Origin of the sequence: Halomonas sp. H2 (genome assembly GCF_050215315.1) — a bacterium.
In the GTDB taxonomy this organism is placed as follows: Bacteria; Pseudomonadota; Gammaproteobacteria; order Pseudomonadales; family Halomonadaceae; genus Vreelandella.
The window spans coordinates 2,719,826-2,744,713 of the sequence record NZ_CP189760.1; the positions used below are offsets into that span (position 1 = coordinate 2,719,826).

Annotated in this window: 18 protein-coding genes; 7 read left to right on the forward strand and 11 right to left on the reverse strand. The window is 55.9% G+C overall.

Annotated elements, in window-relative coordinates; translation table 11 throughout:
- Window positions 1-42: 42 nt before the first annotated feature.
- Complete coding sequence (htpX, locus tag ACQE2I_RS12695; RefSeq protein WP_427028440.1) at window positions 43-948, forward strand: protease HtpX; 906 nt, start codon at window positions 43-45, stop codon at window positions 946-948.
- A gap of 98 nt (window positions 949-1,046) precedes the next feature.
- On the opposite strand, the gene pdxB is transcribed toward htpX, so the two are convergent.
- Complete coding sequence (gene pdxB, locus ACQE2I_RS12700; protein WP_427028441.1) at window positions 1,047-2,195, reverse strand: 4-phosphoerythronate dehydrogenase PdxB; 1,149 nt, start codon at window positions 2,193-2,195, stop codon at window positions 1,047-1,049.
- 97 nt (window positions 2,196-2,292) lie between these two features.
- Between pdxB and ACQE2I_RS12705 the strand changes: the two genes are divergently transcribed.
- On the forward strand, window positions 2,293-2,574 hold the full coding sequence (locus ACQE2I_RS12705) for a hypothetical protein (protein WP_427028442.1): 282 nt from the start codon (window positions 2,293-2,295) through the stop codon (window positions 2,572-2,574).
- Between the two features lie 96 nt (window positions 2,575-2,670).
- Here ACQE2I_RS12705 and ACQE2I_RS12710 read toward each other — a convergent pair whose 3' ends face one another.
- Window positions 2,671-3,006: a glutaredoxin family protein gene (locus ACQE2I_RS12710; protein ID WP_427028443.1), complete on the reverse strand. Its 336-nt coding sequence runs from the start codon at window positions 3,004-3,006 to the stop codon at window positions 2,671-2,673.
- A gap of 29 nt (window positions 3,007-3,035) precedes the next feature.
- A complete protein-coding gene (rlmKL, locus tag ACQE2I_RS12715) occupies window positions 3,036-5,276 on the reverse strand; it encodes a bifunctional 23S rRNA (guanine(2069)-N(7))-methyltransferase RlmK/23S rRNA (guanine(2445)-N(2))-methyltransferase RlmL (protein ID WP_427028444.1) in 2,241 nt (746 codons plus the stop codon).
- A gap of 348 nt (window positions 5,277-5,624) precedes the next feature.
- On the opposite strand from rlmKL, the gene rmf reads away from it, so the two are divergent.
- The gene (rmf, locus tag ACQE2I_RS12720) at window positions 5,625-5,834 is read left to right on the forward strand and encodes a ribosome modulation factor (RefSeq protein ID WP_427028445.1); all 210 of its coding nucleotides are present in this window, start codon (window positions 5,625-5,627) and stop codon (window positions 5,832-5,834) included.
- 77 nt (window positions 5,835-5,911) lie between these two features.
- On the opposite strand, the gene ACQE2I_RS12725 is transcribed toward rmf, so the two are convergent.
- The 5 genes from ACQE2I_RS12725 to ACQE2I_RS12745 all read right to left on the reverse strand — a co-directional run bounded on the left by ACQE2I_RS12725 (window position 5,912) and on the right by ACQE2I_RS12745 (window position 14,710).
- Window positions 5,912-6,925 carry a quinone-dependent dihydroorotate dehydrogenase gene (locus ACQE2I_RS12725; RefSeq protein ID WP_427028446.1) on the reverse strand — a complete coding sequence of 338 codons (1,014 nt, stop codon included), beginning with the start codon at window positions 6,923-6,925 and terminating at the stop codon, window positions 5,912-5,914.
- Between the two features lie 153 nt (window positions 6,926-7,078).
- Complete coding sequence (locus tag ACQE2I_RS12730) at window positions 7,079-11,902, reverse strand: NAD-glutamate dehydrogenase (protein ID WP_427028447.1); 4,824 nt, start codon at window positions 11,900-11,902, stop codon at window positions 7,079-7,081.
- 161 nt (window positions 11,903-12,063) lie between these two features.
- Window positions 12,064-13,185, reverse strand: coding sequence for a tRNA (uridine(54)-C5)-methyltransferase TrmA (gene trmA, locus ACQE2I_RS12735; protein ID WP_427028448.1), 1,122 nt, complete (start codon window positions 13,183-13,185; stop codon window positions 12,064-12,066).
- Between the two features lie 53 nt (window positions 13,186-13,238).
- Complete coding sequence (gene murI / locus ACQE2I_RS12740; protein WP_427028449.1) at window positions 13,239-14,075, reverse strand: glutamate racemase; 837 nt, start codon at window positions 14,073-14,075, stop codon at window positions 13,239-13,241.
- Window positions 14,076-14,164: 89 nt separating this feature from the next.
- Window positions 14,165-14,710, reverse strand: a complete 546-nt coding sequence (locus ACQE2I_RS12745) for a hemerythrin domain-containing protein (RefSeq protein ID WP_427028450.1) — start codon at window positions 14,708-14,710, stop codon at window positions 14,165-14,167.
- Window positions 14,711-14,949: 239 nt separating this feature from the next.
- On the opposite strand from ACQE2I_RS12745, the gene ACQE2I_RS12750 reads away from it, so the two are divergent.
- Complete coding sequence (locus ACQE2I_RS12750; protein WP_427028451.1) at window positions 14,950-16,284, forward strand: replication-associated recombination protein A; 1,335 nt, start codon at window positions 14,950-14,952, stop codon at window positions 16,282-16,284.
- A 102-nt stretch (window positions 16,285-16,386) separates the two neighbouring features.
- Here ACQE2I_RS12750 and lolA read toward each other — a convergent pair whose 3' ends face one another.
- Together lolA and ACQE2I_RS12760 are read right to left on the reverse strand one after the other, a co-directional pair.
- Complete coding sequence (gene lolA / locus ACQE2I_RS12755) at window positions 16,387-17,037, reverse strand: outer membrane lipoprotein chaperone LolA (protein ID WP_427028452.1); 651 nt, start codon at window positions 17,035-17,037, stop codon at window positions 16,387-16,389.
- 226 nt (window positions 17,038-17,263) lie between these two features.
- Complete coding sequence (locus ACQE2I_RS12760) at window positions 17,264-20,392, reverse strand: DNA translocase FtsK 4TM domain-containing protein (RefSeq protein ID WP_427028453.1); 3,129 nt, start codon at window positions 20,390-20,392, stop codon at window positions 17,264-17,266.
- Between the two features lie 139 nt (window positions 20,393-20,531).
- Here ACQE2I_RS12760 and aat point away from each other — a divergent pair, with 139 nt between their 5' ends.
- From aat to infA, 3 genes are all read left to right on the forward strand, one after another.
- A complete protein-coding gene (aat, locus tag ACQE2I_RS12765; RefSeq protein WP_427028454.1) occupies window positions 20,532-21,281 on the forward strand; it encodes a leucyl/phenylalanyl-tRNA--protein transferase in 750 nt (249 codons plus the stop codon).
- A 33-nt stretch (window positions 21,282-21,314) separates the two neighbouring features.
- Window positions 21,315-22,049, forward strand: coding sequence for an arginyltransferase (locus tag ACQE2I_RS12770; RefSeq protein WP_427028455.1), 735 nt, complete (start codon window positions 21,315-21,317; stop codon window positions 22,047-22,049).
- A gap of 130 nt (window positions 22,050-22,179) precedes the next feature.
- Entirely contained in the window at window positions 22,180-22,398 is a 219-nt protein-coding gene (gene infA / locus ACQE2I_RS12775; protein ID WP_007111068.1) for a translation initiation factor IF-1, read from the forward strand.
- A gap of 162 nt (window positions 22,399-22,560) precedes the next feature.
- On the opposite strand, the gene clpA is transcribed toward infA, so the two are convergent.
- A complete protein-coding gene (gene clpA / locus ACQE2I_RS12780) occupies window positions 22,561-24,837 on the reverse strand; it encodes an ATP-dependent Clp protease ATP-binding subunit ClpA (RefSeq protein WP_427028456.1) in 2,277 nt (758 codons plus the stop codon).
- Window positions 24,838-24,888: the final 51 nt, after the last annotated feature.

Below are 24,888 nucleotides of genomic sequence, written 5' to 3' on the forward strand. Positions count from 1 at the left end.
ATCTAGCTATGCCTCGACGCGCTTTTAGGGAGAACCTGCACCATGATGCGAATTCTGCTGTTTTTAGGCACCAATATAGCGGTCTTGTTGGTCGCCAGTATTACCCTGCGCCTGCTGGGCGTAGAGGGCTACCTGCGCGGCCAGGGGATCAACTTCACCAGCCTGCTGATTTTCTGCTTTATCTTCGGCATGGCGGGCTCGATTATTTCGCTGTTCATTTCCAAATGGATGGCTAAACGCAGCACCGGCACAGTGATTATCGAAACGCCCTCCAACTCCACCGAGCAGTGGTTGCTGGACACGGTCGCGGAGCTTTCCCGTGAAGCGGGCATCAAAACCCCGGAAGTGGGCATCTTCCCCGCCCAGCAGTCCAACGCTTTCGCTACGGGTTGGAATAAAAACGATGCGTTAGTAGCTGTTTCAGCGGGCTTAATGAACCGTATGCGCCCAGAAGAAGTGCGCGCGGTTTTAGCCCACGAAATTGGCCACGTGGCCAACGGTGATATGGTAACCCTGGCGCTGATTCAAGGCGTGGTAAACACCTTTGTAATGTTCTTTGCCCGCGTGGTGGCGCAGTTAGTTGATAACTTCCTACGCAGCCGTAGCGATGGTGGCGGCGGCCTGGGCTTTATGGGTTACTTCGCGGTGGTCATGGTCGCTGAGATTGTATTTGGTATTTTGGCCTCGGCTATCGTTGCCTGGTTCTCGCGCTACCGCGAATACCGCGCCGACGAAGCAGGCGCCCGTTTGGCGGGCACCAACGCCATGGTCAGCGCGCTGGCACGTTTGAAAACCGAAACCGAAATGTCCGACCAAATGCCTGATACGCTACGCGCCATGGCCATCACCAAAGGCCAAACCCGTTCGCTGGTGGAAAAACTATTTGCCAGCCATCCGCCACTGGATGAGCGCATCCGCGCGCTGAAAGAAGCCGCTTACCGTCAGTAAATATTTAAAACGGCTCTAAACGTTTAAGGCCCGCAGATGCGGGCCTTACTGTTTTTTGCTAGCTGTTTTTCACTACCTATTTTTTGCTACTTTTTCCTCTACCCAGCTAGCGTTACCGCAAACCCCGCCCCACGCAATACGCCCTCCAGTTCAACGGCCTGCCCTGATAGCTGCACGTTGAGCGTGGCGAATTCGCGGCGTAGCGGGTAATTGACGCGGCAGTCGTCAAAGCCCTTACGCATGCCTTGTTGTAGCGTTTGGCGCTGTAGCGCATCGTGGTCGCGGCGCACGTCATACACGGCGCGCATGCACAGCCGTAGAGCGTCTTCGGGCGGAAGCGCTTGCTGTAAATGTAGCCAAGCCAATGCGGGTGGCGGGCAAATATCGGCGAACGTTAATTCACTGAGTTGGCTGCAGTGGCGGGCCAACGCCTGCTCAATCATCCAGGTGCCGCGCAGCTTGCCATCCAGGCTGTGCCCGGCAATATGCGGCGTTGCCAACGAGACCAGATCGCGCAGGCCAGCGTCGATATCCGGTTCCTCTTCCCACACATCTACTATTGCGCTGATATCACCCTTGCCCGCCAATCGGCTACGCAGCGCCAGACCATCTACACAGTCGCCCCGTCCGGCATTCAGCAGCACGCTGCCCGGCGCCAGCTCTTCGATGCGCTGGGCATTGAGCAGCTGATAGGTAGCGTTAGGGCCTTGGCGGGTAAGCGGCGTATGCAGGCAGAAAACGTCACAGCGCTCGATCAGAGCGTCCAAAGAGTGAAATACTTGCGTGTCCTCAGCTGCCGCCCGGGGCGGGTCACAGGCTAACGTTGCCACGCCCATGGCGGTTAGCCGTGCCTGCAAACGACTACCCACATTGCCCACTCCCACAATGCCCACGGTACGCTCGCTAAGCTGCCAGCCATCGCGCTCTGCCAGCGTTAACAGGCTGCTCAATACGTAATCCACCACCGCCTCAGCGTTGCAGCCTGGAGCGCTGGCGAAGGCGATATCGCGCTGAGCGAGCGCCGAGTGGTCGATATGATCGGTACCGATGGTACAGGTGCCAATAAAGCGCACAGAACTATCGGCCAGCAATGTATCGTTGACCTGGGTAATGGAGCGCACAATCAGCGCGTCGGCAGCGTGAAGATGAGCGGCGTTTATCTCCCGCCCCGGCACGCGGGTTAGCGTACCCAGGGTGCCAAAGCAGGCGTCTGCAGCGGGGATGTTGGCGTCGATGACAAGTTTCATAGGCGTTTGGGTATCCGGGCTTTACAATACGCCCGCGACGGCTGATAGGCAGGCGTGTTTAAAGGCTATCTTTTAAAGGCTAAGTAAGGAGAGTGTTGTGATCGTACGCTGGGAAACCAACCATGACTATGTGTTGGTGCATATTCACCAGGATATGTTTGATGACTGGATTTTCAGCCGCGCCTGGGGCCAAATCGGCACTCAGTTTGGCGGCCTAAAACATCAGCTAGCCGATACCCTGGATCAAGCCCATATGTGGCTGGAGGATGAGGCCACTATCCAGTCTTCGCGGGGTTTTTGCAAGGTGCTGGAAGTGGCCGACCATACGCCTGAAGGCCAGGAAGCCATGCGCCAACTATCTTTACTGGATGTGCTTTAAGCCAGCCAAGCGCTAGCCCCCTATGTTTACTAGCCCCCTATGTTTACTAGCCCCTTATGTTTAGCGGGCCCCATATTGTCCGCCCCATGCTTTTTGTTAGCCTAAAAAGCGCCGCCCGCCACGCTCATGGGCGCCTTTAGGCTCTGCGCTATCTGGCGGTGCTGTAAACGCCGCCAGCGCTGCTTCATCCAACCAGTCGCGCTCGCGCAGCCAGGCGCTTAAGCGATCCAGTTCAAAGCCACGATCCAGTTCTTTACCATCATTATCCACCAGCACCGGTATGCGTACGCCGTAGCGCTCGACCAGCGCGTCGTCGTCGCTAATCTCGATGTGGTGTAGCCACACCTTTTGATTCGCTAGCGTGGCCACTAACGACTCTAATTGGGTACACAGATGGCAGCCCATCGTCGTATAAAGCGATAGCTGGATCATACTGAAGCTCTCTTCATACTACAGCTCTCCTATGACGCCTTATGGCGAAGTAGAAACACATGGTGCAAATTCGTGCGCCGCTGGAAATCGGGGTCGAAGCTGCGCCCAGTGATGTCCTCTACTGCAAATTGCTCGCTAAGCGTCTCGTCCAGTTTAAAGCGCCGCTGGTTATTAGAAAACACTAAGGTGCCCCCGGGTGCCAAACGCGCCATGGCCAGTTCCACAAGGCGCGGATGGTCACGCTGCACATCGAGCGTATCGCGCATTTTCTTGGAGTTAGAAAATGTCGGCGGATCCATAAAAATCAAGTCGAACTCAGCGTTGGCGGTTTCCAGCCAGCGGAAGCAGTCGTCGCGCACTACCCGATGTAGGCGGGTATCCAGCTTATTAAGCGTAAAGTTGTCCTTGGCCCACTCCAGGTAGGTATTGGACATATCTACGCTGACGCTATCGCTGGCGCCACCTAAGGCGGCTTGTACTGTTGCCGTGGCGGTGTAACAGAACAGGTTTAAAAAGCGCTTGCCGCTGGCCATTTCGCCCAGCATGCGCCTTACCGGGCGGTGGTCAAGAAATAGCCCGGTATCCAGGTAGTCACGCAGGTTGACCCATAGCCGCGCCGCGCCCTCCTGAACCTCAAAACGCTCGCCGCTGGCGGCGCGCTTCTGGTACTGGGCACTGCCGGTTTGGCGCTCGCGGCGCTTGATATAGATTTTGCTGGCATCAACGTTAAGCGCTTCAGGCATGACTTCCAGGGCATCGTATAAGCGCTTTTGTGCCTGAGTCGGGTTGACCGAGCTGGGTGCCGCGTACTCCTGCACATGTACGCGGTCACCGTAACGGTCTACCGCCAGGGCGTACTCGGGCATATCGGCGTCATAGATGCGGTAGCTGGTTTCGCCGCTCTGCTTAAGCCATTTCTTCAAGCGCTTCTGATTCTTGACCAGTCGATTGGCAAACATCTGGGCATTGTCTGAGCCTTTAGGGGCTGATGTTTGAGGCGTTTCTTGGCGCTCTTCCGTTGTCGGCTCAGCGTCATTTTCAGCGCTGACCCGGGGCGCATCGCTAACCTCAGGCGAATGCTCGGCACCACCAATCTCCATAAGCAGCAGTTTGGCATCCAAGGCACCGTTTTTGAGCGCGTACTGTTTATGCGCGCGCATTGCCAGTCGGTGGCCGAGATCCGGATTGCCGGTAAACACTGCCAGTGTCCAGCCTGGGAACAGCGCTTTGGCTTTCTCACCCAGCTGGGCGTAGAGACGCACCAGTTCAGGCAGCTCGCCCAGACGCTCGCCGTAAGGAGGATTGGTGATCAGCAGGCCGCTTTCAGCGCTGAGCATTTCTGGCCGGGTAAGCTGGGCAAGGCTCTGCCCATGTAGGGAAATCAAGGCGGGGATGCCCGCGCGCATGGCATTGGATTTCGCTGCCGTCAGTGCCGCCGGGCTCTGGTCAAAGCCGAGTAGCTGAGCCTTACAGCGCTTGCGGCCAATCGAAGCGCGCGCTTCGGCTTCGCGCTTTAGTTCGCGCCATGCGGCATCATCGTGCCCTGCCCAGCCGTGAAAGCCAAAGCGCTCACGGTTCAGGTTGGGCGCTTGGTCGGCGGCCATCATGGCGGCTTCGATCAGTAGCGTGCCCGCACCACATAGCGGGTCAATCAGCGGCTCACCGGCTTTTAAGCGCTCGGGCCAGCCCGCACGCACCAACAGCGCTGCGGCTAAATTCTCTTTTAGCGGTGCGTGGCCAACGTCGCGACGATAACCACGGCGATGCAGACTCTCACCAGAAAGATCCAGACCAATGGTTAGGTTCATCCGGTGCAGGTGGGCGTAGATGCGCAAATGCGGGGTTTTGGTATCGACGTTGGGGCGTTCCTGCCCGGCCAGTTGCAGTGCATCCACTACGCCGTCTTTAACGGTTTGCGCGCCAAAGCGGGTATGCCGAATATGCTCGCTGCGGCCGTGGAAATCCACCGCCAGCGTGTTACCCGCCGCCAGGTGTTGCGTCCAGGCAATCCGGGCGACCACATCGCGCACTTGCTCGGCGGTGTCGATCATCGATTCGCGCACCAGGGTTAAAATCACCCGGTTAGCTAATCGTGACCATAGGCATACGCGGTAGGCAATAGCTTGGCTGGCGGTGAAATATACACCGGCCACCGTTGTTTTGCCCGGCGTGGCGCCCAGTGCCACTAGTTCATCGTGGAGCAAGCCTTCAATACCTTTCGGGCAAGTAGCTAGCAGACTCAAGGGGGCGTTTTGATTCGACTCGGTCATGATAATAGCGGCGCGTAAAGGCGCGGAATTCCTATATATAGCAAATGAGTTTACGTTTTATGACAAATTGGTAGTCGACAGATGACACCATCATGGTCTAACAATAAGAGAGTAGCTACTGAAAAACGCATGCGTTGACTATCAGGGTCGATTTAATACTCGACCTATGATTTGAATGAGATCGCCGCTCGGCCCGTTCAGCTCGTGAGTGCTAGACAGATGAGTTGATGTGGCGTCTCACTCTTGAAGCAAGCTCTCGGAATAGTAGTGTTTTCGAGCATACTGTGTGCTTTTGCTTAGATAACATTCTATTTCTTATCAAAGGCTTTCGTGAAGAGAGGTTAGCCAATGAAACGGCAAAAACGTGATCGCTTCCAGCGGGCTTATGTCCACGGTTATAAAGCAGGTATATCAGGTCGTTCTCGTGATGACTGTCCCAGTCAAGATATCAATTTACGCGAATACTGGATGAGCGGTTGGCGTGAAGGTCGTGGTGACCAGTGGGATGGGATGACCGGCATCTCCGGTATCCATAAAAACCCCATGGTCATGGCCTAACGTTCTATTTTTCAATATTTTAAACAAAGATGTTAAACGCGAGGTTTTCAGTGAGCCCACTTTGTTAAGTGGGCTTTTTAGTTAGCTTGCAGTGCCCTGGCGCATTCGCCGACGAGTTTAGGCCCTTGGTAGATCAACCCGGAGTAGAGCTGGACTAAATCCGCGCCCGCGGCGATCTTAGCCTGAGCAGCAGCGGCGCTATCGATACCGCCTACGCCAATAATCGGCAGCCTGGGGAGATGCTCACGCAGTTGGCGAATAACACGATTGGATGCCTCAAAAACCGGCTTACCTGACAACCCACCCGCCTCCTCGGCTTGGGGGTCGCCCTGCACCGCTTCACGGGAAACCGTGGTGTTGGTGGCAATCACCCCATCAAGGTGGTTGCGCTCAATACTCCCCGCCATCAGCGCTACTTCTTCAGCGCTCATATCCGGGGCAATCTTAATCAGCAGCGGAATCTTGCGGCCCGCCTGGGCATCAAGCTCTATAGCACGAGCGCGAATAGGCGCTAGCAGCGCGTCCAGCTGTTCGCCAAACTGTAGGCTGCGCAGCCCAGGGGTATTGGGTGAAGAGACATTAACGGTAATGTAGTCCGCATAAGGGTGCACCGCGTCTAAACACACTAGGTAGTCATCCAGCGCCTGTTCTACCGAGGTGGTGAGATTCTTACCAATATTGATGCCCACTATGCCGCCGTAGTGGCGCTGCTTAACCTGCTGGATCAGATGCTCCACCCCTTTGTTGTTAAAACCAAAGCGGTTGATGATCGCCTCGTGCTGCGCCAGGCGAAACAGCCGGGGCTTGGGATTGCCCGGCTGGGGCTTGGGTGTGACAGTGCCCACTTCAACAAAGCCAAAGCCCAGCGCGCCCAGGGCATCCAGGTGGTCGGCGTTCTTATCCAACCCAGCGGCTAACCCCACCCGATTGGCAAACCGCAGCCCCATCAGCTCGACGGGGTCATTGACCGGCTGTCCAAATAGCCGCGTTACGCCACCCACGCGATGCAGTGTCTCCAGCACGTTTAGCGCCAGGCCGTGGGAGGTTTCTGGATCAACGCGAAAGAACAGCGAGCGGGCAAGGTTATACATAGCGGGTCTCTACAAACGGGGCCGAATGTGGGTGCGGGGCTAAAAACGGGCACCAGTATAACGCAATAAAGCGCGCCCCGGAGGAGAACCGGAACACGCTTTACATAAGGAGACACGCTTTAGCTCAGTGGACTGCAAAAAAGCTAGGCGAACTTACGCCTCGCTATCGCTCTCGGCGAGATCGACTAACTCGCGTATCGCAACGGCAAACAGCGCAAAGCCACCTTCACTGCCGCCACGTACCTCTTCAATCAGGCGGCACCAGCGGCGGTGCAGATCAGCGTGCTGATCCAGCCACTGCGCCACCCGCTCTTGGGTATCACGACTTCCAGCATCAAGCTTCAGTACGCTGGTGGTCAGCGCCAGCTGCTGTCGCTCAATATCGTCGCGGAAGGTTTCCCGCGCCTGAGCCTGCCAAGCATCGCGCACTTCCAGCTGGGTTACCTGCTGAATCATCCATGGCAGCTCCAGACGGCTGCCAATTTCGTACAGTACCTCTGCGACCCGCTGTGGTTTTTCATTGGTCAGACGCGCTGCTTGAATGATACCTAGCCCAGCGTAGAGGCTTGAAGAAGCCGCCACGGTAGACGCCAGTGCCTCCGGCACTCCCGCTTCCATCAACTCATCACGACGCGTGTTCCAAGCGTCAAGCTCTTCACCGCTGAGCAGCTCACCAATACCTTCCTGCAACTGCGCCAAGCGAGGAGCGAAGTACTCGATGGTATCCTGCGTCGAGAGCCCCAAGTGCTGACGCACAAACCAGCGTGTGGCACGGCGGGTCAAGCGCATCAGATCGAGCATCATCGAGTACTGAATGCGGTTGGGCACCTGATTATCGAGGGCTTCAATTTGCGCCCATAGACTGAGCAAGTTAAAGCTGTCACGGGCCACGATGTAGGCTCGGGCAATATCGGCGCGTCCCGCTCCAGTGGAATCTATCAGGCGGCGTACAAAGACGACCCCCATATGATCAACCAGATCGTTGGCTACCTGGGTGGCGACGATTTCACGCTTAAGACGGTGCTCGTACATTTCGTCTTTAAAGCGCTCGACCAGCACCGATGGAAACAGCCGCTCCAGATGACGATGAATATAGTGATCGTCTGGAACATCCGAGGTGATCAAGTCACCTTTCAAGGTGCTCTTGGCGTAGGAGATCAGCACCGCAAGCTCCGGCAAGCGCATGCCTTGGCCGTTGCTGGCGCGCTCTTTTAGCACCTCATCGGTGGGCAGGAACTCCAGCTCGCGGTCAATTTGCCCGACGGCCTCTAGTTCACTGATAAAACGGCGGTAAGGGCCCATCGAATAATCGGAAAGGATGGCCGACAGATCCAGCGCCTGGCTTTGGCGGTAGTTATCCAGAATAACCAGATCTCCCACCTCATCAGTCATTTCCGCCAGCAACTGATTACGCTGCTTGTCGGTCATATCGCCGCGCTTGACCACTTCATCAATCAAGATTTTGATATTGACCTCGTGGTCGGAGCAGTTCACCCCACCGGCGTTATCAATGAAGTCGGTGTAAATGCGCACGCCTTTGGCAGCGGCTTCCATGCGCCCACGCTGGGTCATTCCGAGGTTACCGCCCTCGCCGACCACACGGCAGTTTAAGTCGTTGCCATTGATGCGCAGGTTGTCGTTGGCTTTGTCACCCACGTCGGCATCGGTTTCGTCGGAGCCCTTCACGTAAGTTCCGATACCGCCATTCCAGATCAAATCCACCTTGGATTTAAGCATGGCACGGATCAGTTCATTCGGTGACAGGTGCTCTTCCTCGATACCAAACACCTGCTGCATTTCTGGCGTGATGGCGATCGACTTGGCGCTGCGGCTAAAGATGCCGCCACCGGCGGAAATCAGTTCCTGGCTATAGTCTTCCCAACTGGACCGTGGCATTTTGAACAGCCGCTTACGCTCGGCAAAGCAGGCCTCGGCATCTGGATTGGGATCCACAAAGATATGCAGATGGTTGAAGGCACCCACTAGCTCGATCTTATCGGAGAGCAGCATGCCGTTACCGAACACATCGCCAGCCATGTCGCCGATTCCAACGACATTAAACAGGTCGCGCTGGGTATCGAGATCGAGGTTTTTGAAGTGTCGTTTGACCGACTCCCAGGCACCGCGAGCGGTGATCCCCATTTTCTTATGGTCATAGCCGTTAGCCCCACCGGAGGCAAAGGCATCGCCCAGCCAGTGGCCGTACTCAATAGAAATTTCGTTGGCAATATCCGAGAAGGTAGCGGTGCCTTTATCGGCGGCCACCACCAAATAGGCATCATCTTCATCGTGGCGCACAACGTTTTCCGGCGGCACTACGCCACTACCCACCAAATTGTCGGTCACATCCAGCAGCGCGCGGATAAAGATCTGATAGCAGGCGACACCCTCTTTCTGGGCGACATCACGACTAGCATTCTCTGGCATGCGTTTGCATACAAAACCGCCTTTGGCACCCACCGGGACAATAACGGCGTTCTTCACCTGCTGCGCTTTCACTAAGCCCAGCACTTCGGTACGGTAATCTTCGAAGCGGTCCGACCAGCGCAGGCCCCCACGGGCCACTTTACCGCCGCGCAGGTGCACGCCTTCGACGCGTGGCGAGCAGACAAAAATTTCAAACATCGGCCGCGGCTTGGGCATGCCGGTGACTTTGGAAGGCTCAAGCTTATAGGCAATATAGTCTTTAAAGCGCCCACCCTCGGCGAGCTGGTAGTAGTTGGTACGCAGGGTGGCGAGGATCAGCTCCATAAAGCGGCGCAGCAGTTGATCATCACTAAGGCTGGCCACGCCTTCCAAGCGCTCATTTAAGCTTTTGATGCACTCGTCGGTGGCGTGGCTCTGCTGCTCAGGATCAAAACGTAGGCTGAATAGCTCAACCAGCTCACGGGTAATGCCCGGATAGTTGGCCAGCGTAGCAGCAATATAATCCTGGGACATGCCAAAGCGGATCTGTTTCAGATACCGGGCGTAGCCGCGCAGCATGGCCACTTCGCGCCAGTCCAGCCCCGCGCCGATAATCAGGCGGTTAAACGCATCGTTGTCGGCTTCGCCGGTCCAGATGCGCTTGAAGGCTTCAGTAAACACGTCGCGCATATCGCCCAGGCTGACATCCGCACCGCTGTGCTCAAGCTCGAAATCGTGAATCCAGTAGCGCTGTTCAGGCGCGTTAATATCGTAGGGGCGTTCGCCAATCACGCGTAGGCCGAGATTTTCCATCATCGGCAGCACGTCAGACAGCGGTATCTGAGATTTACGGTGGAACAGCTTCAGATTAACGCCGCCGCTCTGCTCTTCTAGTGGCCGATAGAGCGACAGCGAGAGATCGTTCTCGCTATCCAGTGTTAGCAGGTGCTGAACATCGAACACCGCGGTGCGCGCGGAAAAGTCTTCGCGGTAGCTGGCCGAGAACGCCTCACGGAACTGATCCATCAGGTTGTTGGCGTGCTCTTCACCGAAGCCTTCGATCATGGCGCTCTGCAACTCGTCGCGCCAACTGCGCGCCAGCCGTGACACTTTGCTTTCCAAACGCTTGAGATCGTAGTCGCTGGGCGCGTCGCCATTAAAGCGTAAAATCAATTGAATACGCGCTAGCACCGACTCGGATAAATAGGTATTGAAGTCGCCAAAGTGGGCGCCTAACTCGTCACACAACACGTTTTGAATCCGCTGACGCAGGTCCGTAGAGAACACATCGCGGGGTACAAATATCAGGCAGGAGTAAAACTTACCGCTGATATCCGCGCGAATAAACAGCCTCACCTGGCGACGTTCACGGATATTGAGAATGCCTAGCGAGGTGCTCGCCAACGACTCAGTATCAATCTGGAAAAGATCATCACGAGGGTAAACTTCCAACACCTGTAGCAGCTGTTTACCGTTATGGCCCTGGGGGTTAAACCCGGCGATATCCATCACTGCTTTTAGCTTGCGGCGCAGCAGCGGAATATTACGCGGCGACTCGTTATACACAATGGAGGTGAACAGGCCGAAAAAGCGCCGCTCACCAATCACATTGCCGTCGTCGTCGTAGCGATCAACGGTGATGTAGTCAGGGTAGGTAGGACGGTGCACCCGGGAGTGATGGGCGCTTTTGGCAAACGATAGTAGCTGTGGCACCAGCACATAATCATTGTGCTCATCCACCCCCTCTTCGGTGCGAATCCGCTCGCAGTAGCGCGGCTGATCCAGGCGGAACACGCCCAGCACGCTATCCGCGTCGCGCTGCAGTTCACTGCCTTCCAACAGGTATTCGTCGTAGCCCAGAAAGGTAAAATTATCTTTGAGCAACCACTCTAAAAAGGCAATCGCCTCTTCATGGTCGTCGGGGTCGATTTGCGGCGGGCAATTTTTCTCGAGCTCCTGAATCGACGCGGTAATTTGCGAGCACATGGCGTCGTAATCGCCCACGGAGGTGCGTACATCGCGAAGCACGTCATTGAGATTGCTTTCGATTTTCTCAAGTAAGGCCACGTCAGTGTGGCGATCCACCTCAATCACAATCAGCGATTCGCGCGTTTCGGGCGCATTCTCATCCCGCGGAGAAGTCTGCACCTGTAACTGGTGGCGCTCATCGCGGGCGACGGCGAGCACGGCATTTTGAATGGCGTGAACGGTCAAGCCGCGGCGATTGAGCTCGATACGCACCGAGTCGACCAGAAACGGCATATCTTCATGCAGAACGGCGATAAATGTATGCGTTGACTGCCAGCCATGCTCTTCAAAATCCGGGTTAAATACCCGTACTTTAGGGCTTTTCGGGTCGTGGTGCTGCAAAAAATGCCAGATTGACAGCGTTGCGCCGTAGAGATCGTCTAAGCGACGATCGACGAGGTCTTCCACCGGCACGGTGGCATAAAAGTGTCGAGCAAAGGCGTCAATTGTCGCGGCCCGAGCAGGCTCCAGGCGCGCCTGTAATCGTTCCTGAAGCTGCTTCAAAAGATCCTGACGACTCTCTTCAATCGCAACGTAGTGCATCCATCACCTCGACTGCCTAGGCCATTAATTGGCCAAAAAACGAAGGACAATAGGCCGTTAGGCCAACTTAGCAACTAGCTTACGCTACCTATTGTCGCGCCCCTAATCACCTGACGTGTTAATCATGGCACATGCCGCTTCTGCATTAGCTCGTAAGCTTATTAAACCGCGTGCCGCTGTAACAATACCCCACACTCAAGGTGATCAGTAAACGGAAACTGGTCAAACAGCGCAAAGCGCTTTATCCGATGAGTTTTGGTCAGTATGGTCAAGTTTTCAGCCAATGTGGCTGGGTTGCATGAAATATAGACGATTTGAGCGTACTCGCTGAGTTGCTCACAGCTCTGCTCGTCTAAACCGGCCCTCGGCGGGTCTACCAGCACGGTGGAAAAGCCGTACTCTTCCAGCGCCATTTCCGCCACGCGACGCCCGGCTTTTTCGCCCTTCAGCGCTAGCGAGAACTCCTCCGCCGACATGCGACCAATCTGCGCGTTGGTTACCCCATTGGCTTCCAGATTGACGTTGGCACTGGCCACCGAGGTGCGGGAAATTTCCGTGGCCAACACGCGGCGGAAGTTATCGGCCAGAGCAATGGTAAAATTGCCATTGCCGCAGTAGAGCTCGACTAGATCTTTCTTTAAGCTTTCCTCTTGCTGGTCGGCGGTTACTTCCCGCGCCCAACTGAGCATTTTTTGGCAGATATGTGCATTAGGCTGAGTAAAGCTGTTTTCGACCTGCTGGTAGTGCAGCGTGCGGCCATCCACCTCTAACTGCTCCCATACGTGCTCACGAGTAAGTACGATGCGCTGCTTGCGGGAGCGGCCAATAATCATAATACCCAGCTCAGCCTCAAGAGCACGGGCTTCGCGCTCCCACTCATCGCCCAAAGGACGATGGTAAATCAGTGTTACCAGCGCCTCTCCTGACAGCGTGGTTAGAAACTCTACTTGAAACAACCGCCGACGCAGCTCATCACAGCGCAGGCAGGCCTCGCGTAGCTGCGGCATAAGCTGATTGATTCGCTCACTGGCGACTGCGTACTGATCTAACCGAACCACCCGCTTGTTCTTAGGGTTTTCAGGGTCTACCTCGAACATGGCGTAGAAGAGGTCGTCCTTTTCGTGCCATATGCGAAACTCGCAGCGCTGACGGTAATAGCCTGGCGGCGATTCGAATACCTCTAGCGCCGGTGGCTGAAAAGCGGCAAAAGTACTTTCCAGGTAGTCGCATTTGGCGGCTAACTGCTCAGCGTAGCGTTCAGGTTCTACAACGGGGATAGCCAAGGCTGCTCCTCTTAAATTCGATCAACAATAGAAATAGTAGCGGTAACTGGTGTTCAGCAACCCACGTTAAGCAATTGGGACGCCTTAAATCCATAGCGGGCTAAACCAGCGGTCAGGTTAGCAGCAGGAGCAGTGGTAAAGCAGCGGCCGTCCTGCTGGTCGCTGTTTAGCTCATCGACTACTTGCGCAACCCGCCGGGCAATCGCATCGCCGGAGTCGACCCAATGTAGCGGCACGGGGGCAAGCTGCGCCAGCCAAGGCTTTAGCAGCGGGAAATGAGTGCAGCCCAGTACGACGGTATCTAGCCCTGGGGTATCCAGCGGCTGATGATCAGGTGATAAAGAATGGGCAGACGATGGAGGTGCAACGGCGTGCCATAACGGCGCCAGCGCCGCTTGTATTCGGTCAGTATCGGGCGTGATACCTGCCAGGTACGCTTCCGCCTCGACGACCAAGGCATCGGCGGCGACGCGAGTAATCACACAGTCACTGGCAAAGCTATCAATTAAGCGCTGGGTGTAGGGCCGCCCTACCGTGGCCTTGGTGGCTAACAGCCCAATATGGCGTGTCTGGCTAATCGCTGAGGCAGGTTTGATAGCGGGCACGGTGCCCACGACAGGAATCGCTAACCGCGCGCGCAAATTTTCTAGCGCCAGGGTGCTCGCGGTATTACAGGCAACGACCAAAACACTTGGCTGGCATGCTTTCACTGCGGCGCAACACACCGCCACGATACGGTTTGTCAGCGCTGTGTCTTCGCGCAGCCCATAAGGCAGCCAAGCATTATCGCAGGCGTAGCACATAGCTGCGTCTGGGTAGTGCTGACGCAGTGACTGCGCCACTGATAGGCCGCCGACACCGGAATCAAAAATTAATACGGGGCCTTTCATAACGCTGCCTGAAAAAAACGGAGCCGCTAGTTTAGCATGCCCCGTCATTTTATCGATTGCGGTTAGCGCCCTTAGGTTGGCCGCTCGCGTTACACCGCGGGCACATCGGCCCCACGCAGCTCTGCATAAAGCTCGGGATAGGCTTCCTGCAGGCGCTCCAACTCCTTCTCGGCGCCTTCGGGAAGTGCCAGGCGCAGCTCCTCCATATCATCTTGGCTAAAATGTTCATCAATCAGCGGGAATAGCCCCTCGCGCTCATGACGCAGATAGGCGCGATGCGCCTCTAAGTAATTTTTCAAGTCATCGGCAAAGCGGTCCATCGGCAGAACGTTATCCATCAGGATCATGTCGATATCGTTGGATAGGCGCTGTAAACGTGGCTTTAGTTCGCGGTAGTCATTAGCCATCTGTTCGGTCAGCGCAACGTGCTCAGGCGCCAGGGTATGCAGACGCTCAACGCAGACGCGTTCTAGCGGTGTCGAAAAGCCGTCCATATAAGACAAAATATAGTCGACGACTTCACGCATTAGCTGGAAGTTGGGCCGCTCTCCCAGCACCAGAGTTTTCTGCTTAAGCTGTAGCACATGGAGTAATCTCGCCATGTTGGCATGATCTAGACGCAGTTGGTTTAACATCGAACTGTCTCCTTTATGGGGTCATGCCTACCGTCGAGCCTTAATGGTAAACGGCATGCGATCATAAGCGCGCAGGGTTTATTATCAGTAGTTATCATAGACAATGCCCCTGTAGCGTTATCCTAGCAAGTGTATCTTTTGAGTAGGTTACGCCAAAGGTAGTTCGCCAGAGCGTGGTTTACCACCTTCTCTTGTTGGCGCTTAGTTGCCCAACGTCTCGATTTATAACGGAAGCTCACATGGATCTTTTTGATAGCGCCCAAGCGGTACCTGCTGACGACGCCCCGCTCGCTTTTCGCATGCGCCCACGCCGTTTAGACGATTACGTGGGGCAACAGGCGCTAGTCGGGCCAGACAAACCGCTGCGCCGTATGGCGGAATCAGGCGTCGTGCGCTCGATGATTCTGTGGGGGCCACCAGGCGTTGGCAAGACCACGCTAGCAGAACTATTAACCAGGGCTTCCGACGCCCACCTGGAACATCTCAGCGCGGTAATGGCCGGGGTAAAAGAGATTCGCGCGGTGGTAGAGCGTGCTCAGCAAATGTCTTCCACGGTTATTCTCTTTTTAGATGAAATTCATCGCCTCAACAAGAGCCAGCAGGACGCCCTGCTGCCCCATGTGGAGTCGGGGCTGCTGACGCTGATCGGCGCTACCACCGAAAACCCCTCGTTTGAAGTCAACTCGGCGCTGCTCTCGCGTGCACGAGTATACGTTCTAAAATCGCTTACCCAAGGGGAGCTGATCACGGTAATGCGCCAGGCGCTCCAAGACGTTGAGCGCGGCCTAGGCGGGCGTGACATTCAGGTAGACGATGAGGTATTGAGCGCTCTGGCCCACGCCAGCGCTGGCGATGCCCGCCGGGCGTTGGGGCTACTCGAAACCGCCTGCGATTTCGCGACTCAGGAAGCGGGCCAAGAGGTGCTGCATACAGAGGTGCTCGCGGATGTGATTGGCCATCAGGCCAGCGCCTTCGATAAACAGGGGGACGCCTATTACGACCTACTTTCGGCGATTCATAAATCGATACGCTCTTCGCGCCCCAATGCTGCACTGCTATATATGGCGCGTTTTATGCAGGGTGGTGGCGACCCGCTGGACGTAGTGCGTAGGCTGACCGCCATTGCCTCAGAGGATGTCGGTAACGCCGACCCGCGCGCGCTACCGCTGGTAATTGCGGCCTGGGACGCTTACTTACGTTTAGGCGATTACGAAGGCCAGCGGGCGATTGCCCACGCGGCGATTCATTTGGCGGTGGCACCTAAAAGCAACCGCATCGACCGCGCCTGGAGCGAGGCTAAGCAGTACGTGCGCCAGCAGTCCCAGGTAGAGGTGCCGACTTACCTGCGCAATGCGCCGACCAAATTGATGGAGCAGTTGGGGCACGGTGAGGGCTATCGCTATGCACACAGCGAGCCAGACGGCTACCCGGCGGGGCGTGCCCACGACTGCTGGCCTGAAGAGCTACCTAGAGCTACTTTCTTTAAGCCGAGCTCGTTCGGCCAGGAGAAACGCTTTGGGGAAATTATGGCGTGGCGAGAAAATCGTGATCAAGAAGCAGATCAGGCGCCCTAAGGCGCCTGATGGTTCAACCAGTGGCAGGTTTAACTGCCACTCTCCAGCAATTACTTATCTTTAACGACTGACTCCTTACACCTTACCATTCACGCTTCACCCTTAAAGCTCTTCGCGGATGACATCGGTGCCTTCAGGGATCTCGAAGTCAAACATACCGCGGTCAATATTGCCGTTGCTGGTAATATTGCTGAAGGTGATCGATGTTTGCTGCCCAGTGCTGTCCATCATCCACAGCTCGCTCAGCGTGTCACCGTCAAACACCATACTCAACTCTTCAAACAGCGTATCGGCAGAAACAGGCACCAGGGTAAAGACATCTTCCCCGCCATCCTGTTCGTAGAACACTTCATAGTTTTCAGTCAACTCGCCAACGCTTCCCGATAACAGCAAAGCGGGGGTATGGGTGACCCGATCATCCATCTCTTGAACGGTGACTTGTTCAAGGTCAGGGTCATACAGGTATACATCGTCACCGTCTGAAACCACAGTTTGAGAGTACGGCGCTTCCACTTCCCAGCGCAGCATACCGGGGCGCGAAAGCCACATTTCGCCGCGCGCACTCTGCATCCGTTCGCCGCTGCCATCAAGAATCTGCTGCTCAAAAGCGGCCTGATAACTCTCAAGTGGATCCAGACGCTCAGTTAGTCGCTCAGCAGCATCGTCCGCCCAAGCAGGGGCGCCAAAGGTTAAACCCAAGGCGCTCGCGGCAAATGCCAGTGGTGAAGGACGTCGTGTTTGCGTATCGCGCATATTATCTCCCTAAGCAACCGTTGCCAGATAACCGTTGCTAAATAACTAAACTAATTAACGAATGGCTAATTAACGAATGATTGAGGTCAGCTTAACCGCCCGTCTCAGAAACCCGTCTCAGAAACCCGTCTCAGAAACATAGCCATCAGACGTAAAAAACGCCGCGGGGTTTCACCCGCGACATCACTTTCACGCTTATTGCATAATTACGCAGCGAACCAACCCGTTAATGCCCGACTGGGGGTGGCGCAAGGACTTCTCGGGCGCCGTTGGTGCCCATAGAAGTCACTACTCCGGCGCCCTCCATTGCCTCAACCAAGCGCGCGGCGCGGTTGTAGCCAATTTTAAAGCGGCGTTGAACGGCGGAAATCGACGCTTTGCGGGTTTCGGTGACAAACTGGACGGCTTCATCGTAGAGCGCGTCTTGCTCCGCATCGTCGCCATCGCCCCCTTCGGCCTCAAGGCCTGTCAAGGCGTCAGCGGAGACGCCGCCAGAAAGAATCTCTTCGATATACTCCGGCGCGCCGCGGCGCTTCCAGTCATCGACCACCCGGTGAACTTCGTCATCATCCACGAAGGCACCATGAATGCGGTTAGGCGGCCCAGAACCCGCAGGCAGATAAAGCATATCACCATGTCCCAGCAGGCTTTCGGCGCCGCCCTGATCAAGAATGGTGCGCGAATCGATCCTCGATGAGACCTGAAACGCCATCCGCGAAGGAATGTTGGCTTTGATCAAGCCCGTCACTACGTCCACCGAAGGGCGCTGGGTAGCCAAAATCAAATGGATACCGGCAGCACGCGCCTTTTGCGCCAAGCGGGCAATCAGCTCTTCAACTTTTTTACCGACAATCATAAACATATCGGCAAACTCGTCGATTACCACGACGATATAGGGCAGTTTTTCCAGCACTGGATGCGGCTGATGCACTTCCCAAGGCTGCGGCTCCCAAAGCGGGTCGGCTACCTGGGCACCGGCGCGCTCCGCTTCATCTAAGCGCCCGTTAAAGCCCGCAATGTTGCGCACGCCCATGGCCGCCATCAGCTTGTAGCGGCGCTCCATCTCAGCCACACACCAGCGCAGGCTGTTGGCCGCCTCTTTCATATCAGTAACCACGGGCGCCAGCAAATGGGGTATGCCGTCATACACCGACAACTCCAACATTTTGGGGTCGACCATGATCAGCTTCAGCTCGCTGGGCTTTGCCTTCAGCAGCATCGAGATCAGCATGGCGTTGACGCCCACCGATTTACCCGACCCGGTGGTACCCGCGACTAGCAGATGGGGCATCTTGCCGAGGTTGGCGACCACGGGGCTGCCGCCAATATCCTGGCCAAGCGCTATGGTCAGCGGCGAGGATTCCTGCTGATAGCGGTCGGAATCGATGACTTCGCGCAGCCGGATCATGGCGCGGTTAGGGTTAGGTATTTCAATCCCCACCGTGGGCCGCCCGGGGATCACCTCGACCACGCGCACGCTTTTCACCATCAGCGAACGTGCTAAATCTTTCGCCAGATTGCTGATTTTAGACACTTTGACGCCTGCGGCAGGCTTGATCTCAAAGCGGGTAATGACCGGCCCAGGCCAGGTATCGACGACTTCTGCCTTGACACCGTATTCACGCAGGCGCACTTCAAGCAGCTCGGCCATATCGGCCAACTGTTCATCGCTGTAGTTGGGCTGGTGCGGCTCTGCCGGTGTCAGCAGCTGTAGGCTCGGTACGTCACCTTCGGGCTCGTCCGAGGTTTCAAAGGCGGGCCGCTGGCTCTGCAAATGCTCCACGGTCCACAGTGCGGGGCCTTCATCCGCTTCTGGTGTGGTCTCGTCAGGTGCGAAGGTGGGCTCCCGGCGTGCTGCGGGGGTTGGCATCGGCGGTGTGGGAGACTCTTCATCGTCCAGCTCTTCATCGTCCCAAACGGGCTCCGGCACGACCTCGGCCACACGTTCAGGTTTACGTGTGGGCTCAGTTTCAAGCTTGGGCTCAGGCGCACGTTCTGGCACGCTAGTGCGTGGTTCGGCCTCGGCAGGCGCTTCGTCGTTGACAAAAAAACTGCTTGCAGCAGGGGTCGGCGGCTCTTCTTGACGCGACGCACGCAGCGGGAAGGCGGTTTCGGCTTCCTCGGGCTCTGCTGTTGATGCGTCAGCTGATGCGTCAGCCTGCACGAAGACATTTGCCCGCGGCTCTTTGACTACTGGTGTCTCTGGCTCTTCAACGGCTTTCTCTACTGGTGCGGCTGGCGCGGAAGACACAGGTGGTGTGACGGCTGGCTCCTCGGTAGGTACAGATGTGTCAGGTACAGATGTGTCAGGCGCAGATGTGACAGGCGCAGGGGTTTTAGTAGGCACGTGTTTATTGCTTGAAAATGCCGCAGCCTCCCAAGGAATTGAGGTATCCGTCGTTTCGCTGCCAGCTACGTTACTCGCCGCTGTGTCGGTGGAGCTGCTGGAAAGCGGCACGCTGAAGCCCGGTTCACGCCGTTCACGACCACTAGTGCTTTTACCCATTGATTCAGAAACAGGCTTAACCTCAGTGGGTTTAACCTCAACAGGCGCAGCTTTAGGCTCTACGGGTGTCTGTACTGATGCCTCTACCTGAGGCTTGGGCGCGGGCTTGGCGGGTTTAGCGGCGGCGCGCTGCGCTGCGCGCATACGACGCGCTTGCCTGCGCGCCGACAGCCAGCCGCCCAGCCGGCATATCCGCTTGCCGAACTCATCCGCCACCTGTAGCCAAGACATACCGCTAAACAGCGGAAAGCCGCTTAAAATCAACGCCGCGGCAATCAAACCAACGCCACCGCTACCCACTAGTGGTCTTAGCGCGCCAACTAAGCCTTCGCCTAAAATACCGCCGGAGGCGTAGGGCAGCATGCTTTCTGGATGATAAAAATGCAGCGCACCTAACATTGTGGTGCCAAAAATAAGTAACACTAACCCGCCCGCGTGGACAGCAATCGCCACCGGATCGAGTTCAAAACGTACTTGGCGCGAGCGAATTAGCCACCAAGCGGCGAAGCCAAACATACCCGGCCACCACAGTGCGCTGGCACCCAGCAGCGAATAGAGCACATCAGCCAGCCAAGCACCAACTTGCCCCATCCAGTTACGCACAGCTGCTTCCGGGCCCTGGTAAGACCAGCCTGGATCAGACGATTGATAACTAAATAGCGCTAATAATAAAAAAACACATAGCGCAAGCAGTATCACCACCACGCCTTCGCGCACTGAGCCTTGTAAGCGCAGGCCAAAACGGCGAGCCTTATCCTTCGCGGCGTTTACACGCGCAGAAGAAGCCGATGATGATGTTTGACGCGCGTTACGCTGCGTTCGCTTGTTTACCGCTTTATTCACTTTCAAGCGACTCTCCCTTTACACCCCAATGGCGTCTTTAATCCACTTGCGAGTTTGCATGATACCGAGCATCCTTCCGCCGTCACAGAGCCTCTCACTGAGCACCCAGTAAAAGAGCGCTCAAACGTTGTAACAGGAGCAAGTAATGCTACCTTGGCTTTCCTCGCCACATCCTACCTTTCCATCCGCTGCCGCGGCTCTGGACGCCCCCAACGGCCTGCTGGCTGCCGGTGGTAAGCTCTCTCCTTTGTGGCTGGTAGAAGCCTACCGACAGGGTATATTCCCCTGGTTCAGCGACGACGACCCGATTCTGTGGTGGAGTCCAGACCCGCGCATGATACTCCTTCCTGAGCAATTTAAGCAGCGTCGTAGCCTAACCAAACGACTACGCCATGGTGGCTTCCATGTCACCTTGGATCAACACTTCGACCAGGTTATTGAGTCCTGTGCCGCCCCTCGCGGTGCAGAAGGGGGCACTTGGATCACCGTCGAGATGCGCGATGCCTATAGCCTGTTGCACGCACTCGGCATTGCCCACAGCATTGAAGTTCATCAACACGACCAATTAGTTGGCGGCTTGTATGGGCTAGCCATGGGCCCGGTATTTTTTGGTGAATCGATGTTTTCCCGCGCCCCAGATGCCTCAAAAGTAGCGCTGGCACACCTCGCCAGAGCAATGCGTGAGCATGACGGTAAGCTTATCGACTGCCAGATGCACACCGCCCACTTGGCTAGCCTGGGCGCTATTACAGTCGCTCGCGGGACATTCATCAACTATCTTAAAAACTGGTTGCCTGATAAGTCGTTTACATCAACCTCATCACCCGATGAAGCGCCGTCAGTGCCCGCGTCACCTTGGTTAAAAGCGATTAACGCCGAGGGGAGCGCATATTGATAACCTCATACTGTTTTACCAAGGAGGGAAGCCGTGAGCAGTAACACTCCGCGTCGCCCGGTGCGGGATTTGCGCTTTTTCCTTACCGTGCCTCATGCCTGCAGCTATCTGCCAGGTAGAGAAGCGACAACGCTGTTTCTTGATCCGCTCGAGTCACCCGTTCCGGGGGTATATGACTCGTTGGCGCTGCTAGGGTTTCGTCGCAGCGGGCGTCACCTTTACCGCCCTCACTGCGAGGGGTGCAACGCCTGCCGCTCAGTGCGTATCCCGGTTGAACAGTTTGAGGCTAATCGCACGCAGCGCAAAATTTTACGCCGCAACGGCGATATTAACATTCGAGTGATGCCCGCTCACTTTGTATCCACCCACTATGCGCTCTACGCTGACTATATTCGTCAGCGCCACGCCGACGGCGATATGTACCCGCCCAGCCGTGAGCAGTACCGCACTTTTCTTACCCTTGACGAGCCTTATGCGCATCTTATGGAGATGCACCTCGACGGCGAGCTGGTCGGCGTGGCTGCCTTTGACCAGTTGGAGCATGGGCTTTCGGCGATCTACACCTTCTTTGCTGTCAACGAAGCGCTCGATAAGCGCTCGCTTGGCACCTTTGCCATTCTGCGCTTAATTGAGCTCAGCCAAGAAAAAGCACTGCCCCACCTGTATTTAGGGTATTGGATCGAAGAGTGCCGTAAGATGCGCTACAAGCAGGCTTTTACGCCGCTAGAGATGCTCGACGGGCGCCATTGGCGGCAGTTAATTCGCTAATTACGTCAGCTTTTTTGCCTTGACGGCGGGCTTACGGCACAATATAGCGCTGTTTATTGAGCGCCCATCTAGCGGCACTGAATTCTGATCGATTGTTACATAATTAAATCATAAGTGAGGAAATGCCTATATGGCACGCGAAGATCATATTGAAATGGAAGGCGTTATCGTCGATACCCTTCCGAACACCATGTTTCGTGTTGAGCTGGAAAACGGTCACGTTGTTACCGCTCACATCTCTGGCAAAATGCGTAAAAACTATATCCGCATTCTGACCGGCGATAAGGTAAAAGTAGAGCTAACGCCTTACGATCTTTCTAAAGGCCGTATCGTTTACCGTTCGCGCTAAGACCCTACCTGGTGTGTAGTTGATAGTTAACTAACTCAACTGCAGCGCCAATCAGCGTTAATGGCTGTTCGCTAAAAACGACAACGCCCCGTCGATGACAGGGCGCTGCATTTTTATGCATGCAAAAAGAGTGATTGGCGGTAGAGCGCCTTAGCGCCCTTTTCAGGGCGCATCAGCCATTTCAGTCTCCGTGGAAAGGTGCAGTTCGCCCTCCTCCAGGCTGACGTGAACAATACCGCCATGCTCGGCCAGTTCGCCAAATAGAATCATCTCGGCTAATGGCTTCTTCAGCTTCTCTTGAATGAGACGCGCCATTGGGCGTGCGCCCATATCAGGATCGTAGCCTTTATCCGCCAGCCAATCCCGCGCCATGTCGTCCACATCCAGCTGAACACGCTTCTCATCTAATTGGGCCTGCAGTTCAATCAAGAACTTGTCGACCACGTTGCGCACGACAGAGATCGGCAGCGCATGGAACTGAATGATGCCATCCAGACGGTTACGGAACTCAGGCGAGAAGGTACGGCGAATCGCCTCCATCGCATCGGTTGAATGATCTTGATGCTGGAAACCAATCGAACGACGCGACGCCTGCTCAGCACCAGCGTTAGAGGTCATGATGACAATCACGTGGCGGAAATCCGCTTCACGGCCATTGTTATCGGTTAAGCGACCGTGATCCATCACCTGCAACAGCAGGTTGAAGACTTCTGGGTGCGCTTTCTCAATCTCATCCAACAGCAGTACGCAGTGCGGCTGCTTGGTGACCGCCTCGGTTAGCAAACCGCCCTGGTCGTAGCCGACATAGCCGGGAGGCGCGCCAATCAAGCGCGATACGGTATGCCGCTCCATATACTCCGACATATCAAAGCGTACCAGCTCAATGCCCATGATATGCGCTAACTGCTTGGCCACTTCGGTTTTACCCACCCCGGTGGGGCCAGCGAACAAGAAGCTACCGACAGGCTTATCAGGGGATTTAAGCCCGGCCCGCGACAGTTTGATAGCAGCAGAAAGGCTATCAATCGCTTCATCCTGACCAAACACCAGCATCTTCAGGTCGCGATCCAGCTTTTCAAGCAGCTTGCGATCAGAGCTTGAAACGCTTTTCGGCGGTATCCGCGCAATCGATGCCACCACGGCTTCGACTTGCTCGACATCGATCGTTTTAGCGCGCACTTCTGGCGGCAACAGTCGCTGGTGAGCACCCGCTTCATCAATCACGTCGATCGCCTTGTCGGGCAAGTAACGGTCGTTGATGTAGCGATCCGCCAACCGCGCAGCGCTCTCGAGCGCCCCATCGGTGTACTTCAGCTCGTGATGCTCTTCAAAGCGTGAACGTAGGCCTTTGAGGATTTTGATAGTGTCATCGACAGAGGGCGCCATTACGTCGACTTTTTGGAAGCGGCGCGCCAGAGCGCGATCTTTCTCGAAGATACCGCGGAACTCTTGGAACGTGGTCGAACCAATGCAGCGCAGTTCGCCCGAGGAGAGCAGCGGCTTGAGCAGGTTGGATGCATCCATTACGCCGCCAGAAGCCGCACCAGCACCAATCACGGTGTGAATCTCATCGATAAATAGCACGGCGTTGGGCTGTTTACGCAGCTCGCTCAGCAGGCTTTTGAGACGTTTTTCAAAATCACCGCGGTATTTGGTACCGGCAAGTAGTGCGCCCATATCCAGCGAGTAAACCACTGCATCGGCAATAACGTCGGGCACATCTTCTTCAACGATGCGCTTGGCCAAACCTTCCGCAATCGCCGTTTTACCCACCCCGGCTTCACCCACTAACAGCGGGTTATTCTTACGCCGACGGGCCAGGATTTGCACCACGCGCTCAAGCTCGTGATCACGGCCAATCAGCGGGTCGATTTTGCCTAACCGCGCCTGTTCGTTGAGGTTGGTCGCATAGCCAGTGATCGGGTGCGCAGCGCCTTCGCCACTACCTTCTTCCACGTCTTCTCTTTCTGATGAAGAAGGCGAAGGGGACGGCCCGTGCCCGGCCACTTTGGAGATACCGTGGGCAATGTAATTCACCGCATCAACGCGAGCGACGCTCTGCTGTTTAAGGAAGTAAACAGCCTGGCTTTCTTGCTCTGAAAAAATCGCCACCAGCACATTGGCGCCGGACACTTCACTTTTTCCAGATGACTGAACGTGGAATACCGCACGCTGTAAAACACGTTGAAAACCGAGCGTGGGCTGTGTTTCGCGGTCACCCTGACCCTCGGGGATCAGCGGGGTGGTCGAGTTAATAAAATCCTGCAGATCGGACCGCAGCTTGTCGAGGTTAGCCCCGCATGCCTTCAGTACGTCTACCGCTGAGGCATTATCCAGCAACGCTAGCAGCAGGTGCTCAACGGTCATAAACTCATGGCGCTTGGAGCGCGCCACGGTAAAGGCCGTGTTCAGGGTCATTTCAAGTTCTTTGCTCAGCATGGCAGTCCCCTTTTCGCTACTACCTAGGGCGTATCGCCACCTAGGGCTTGC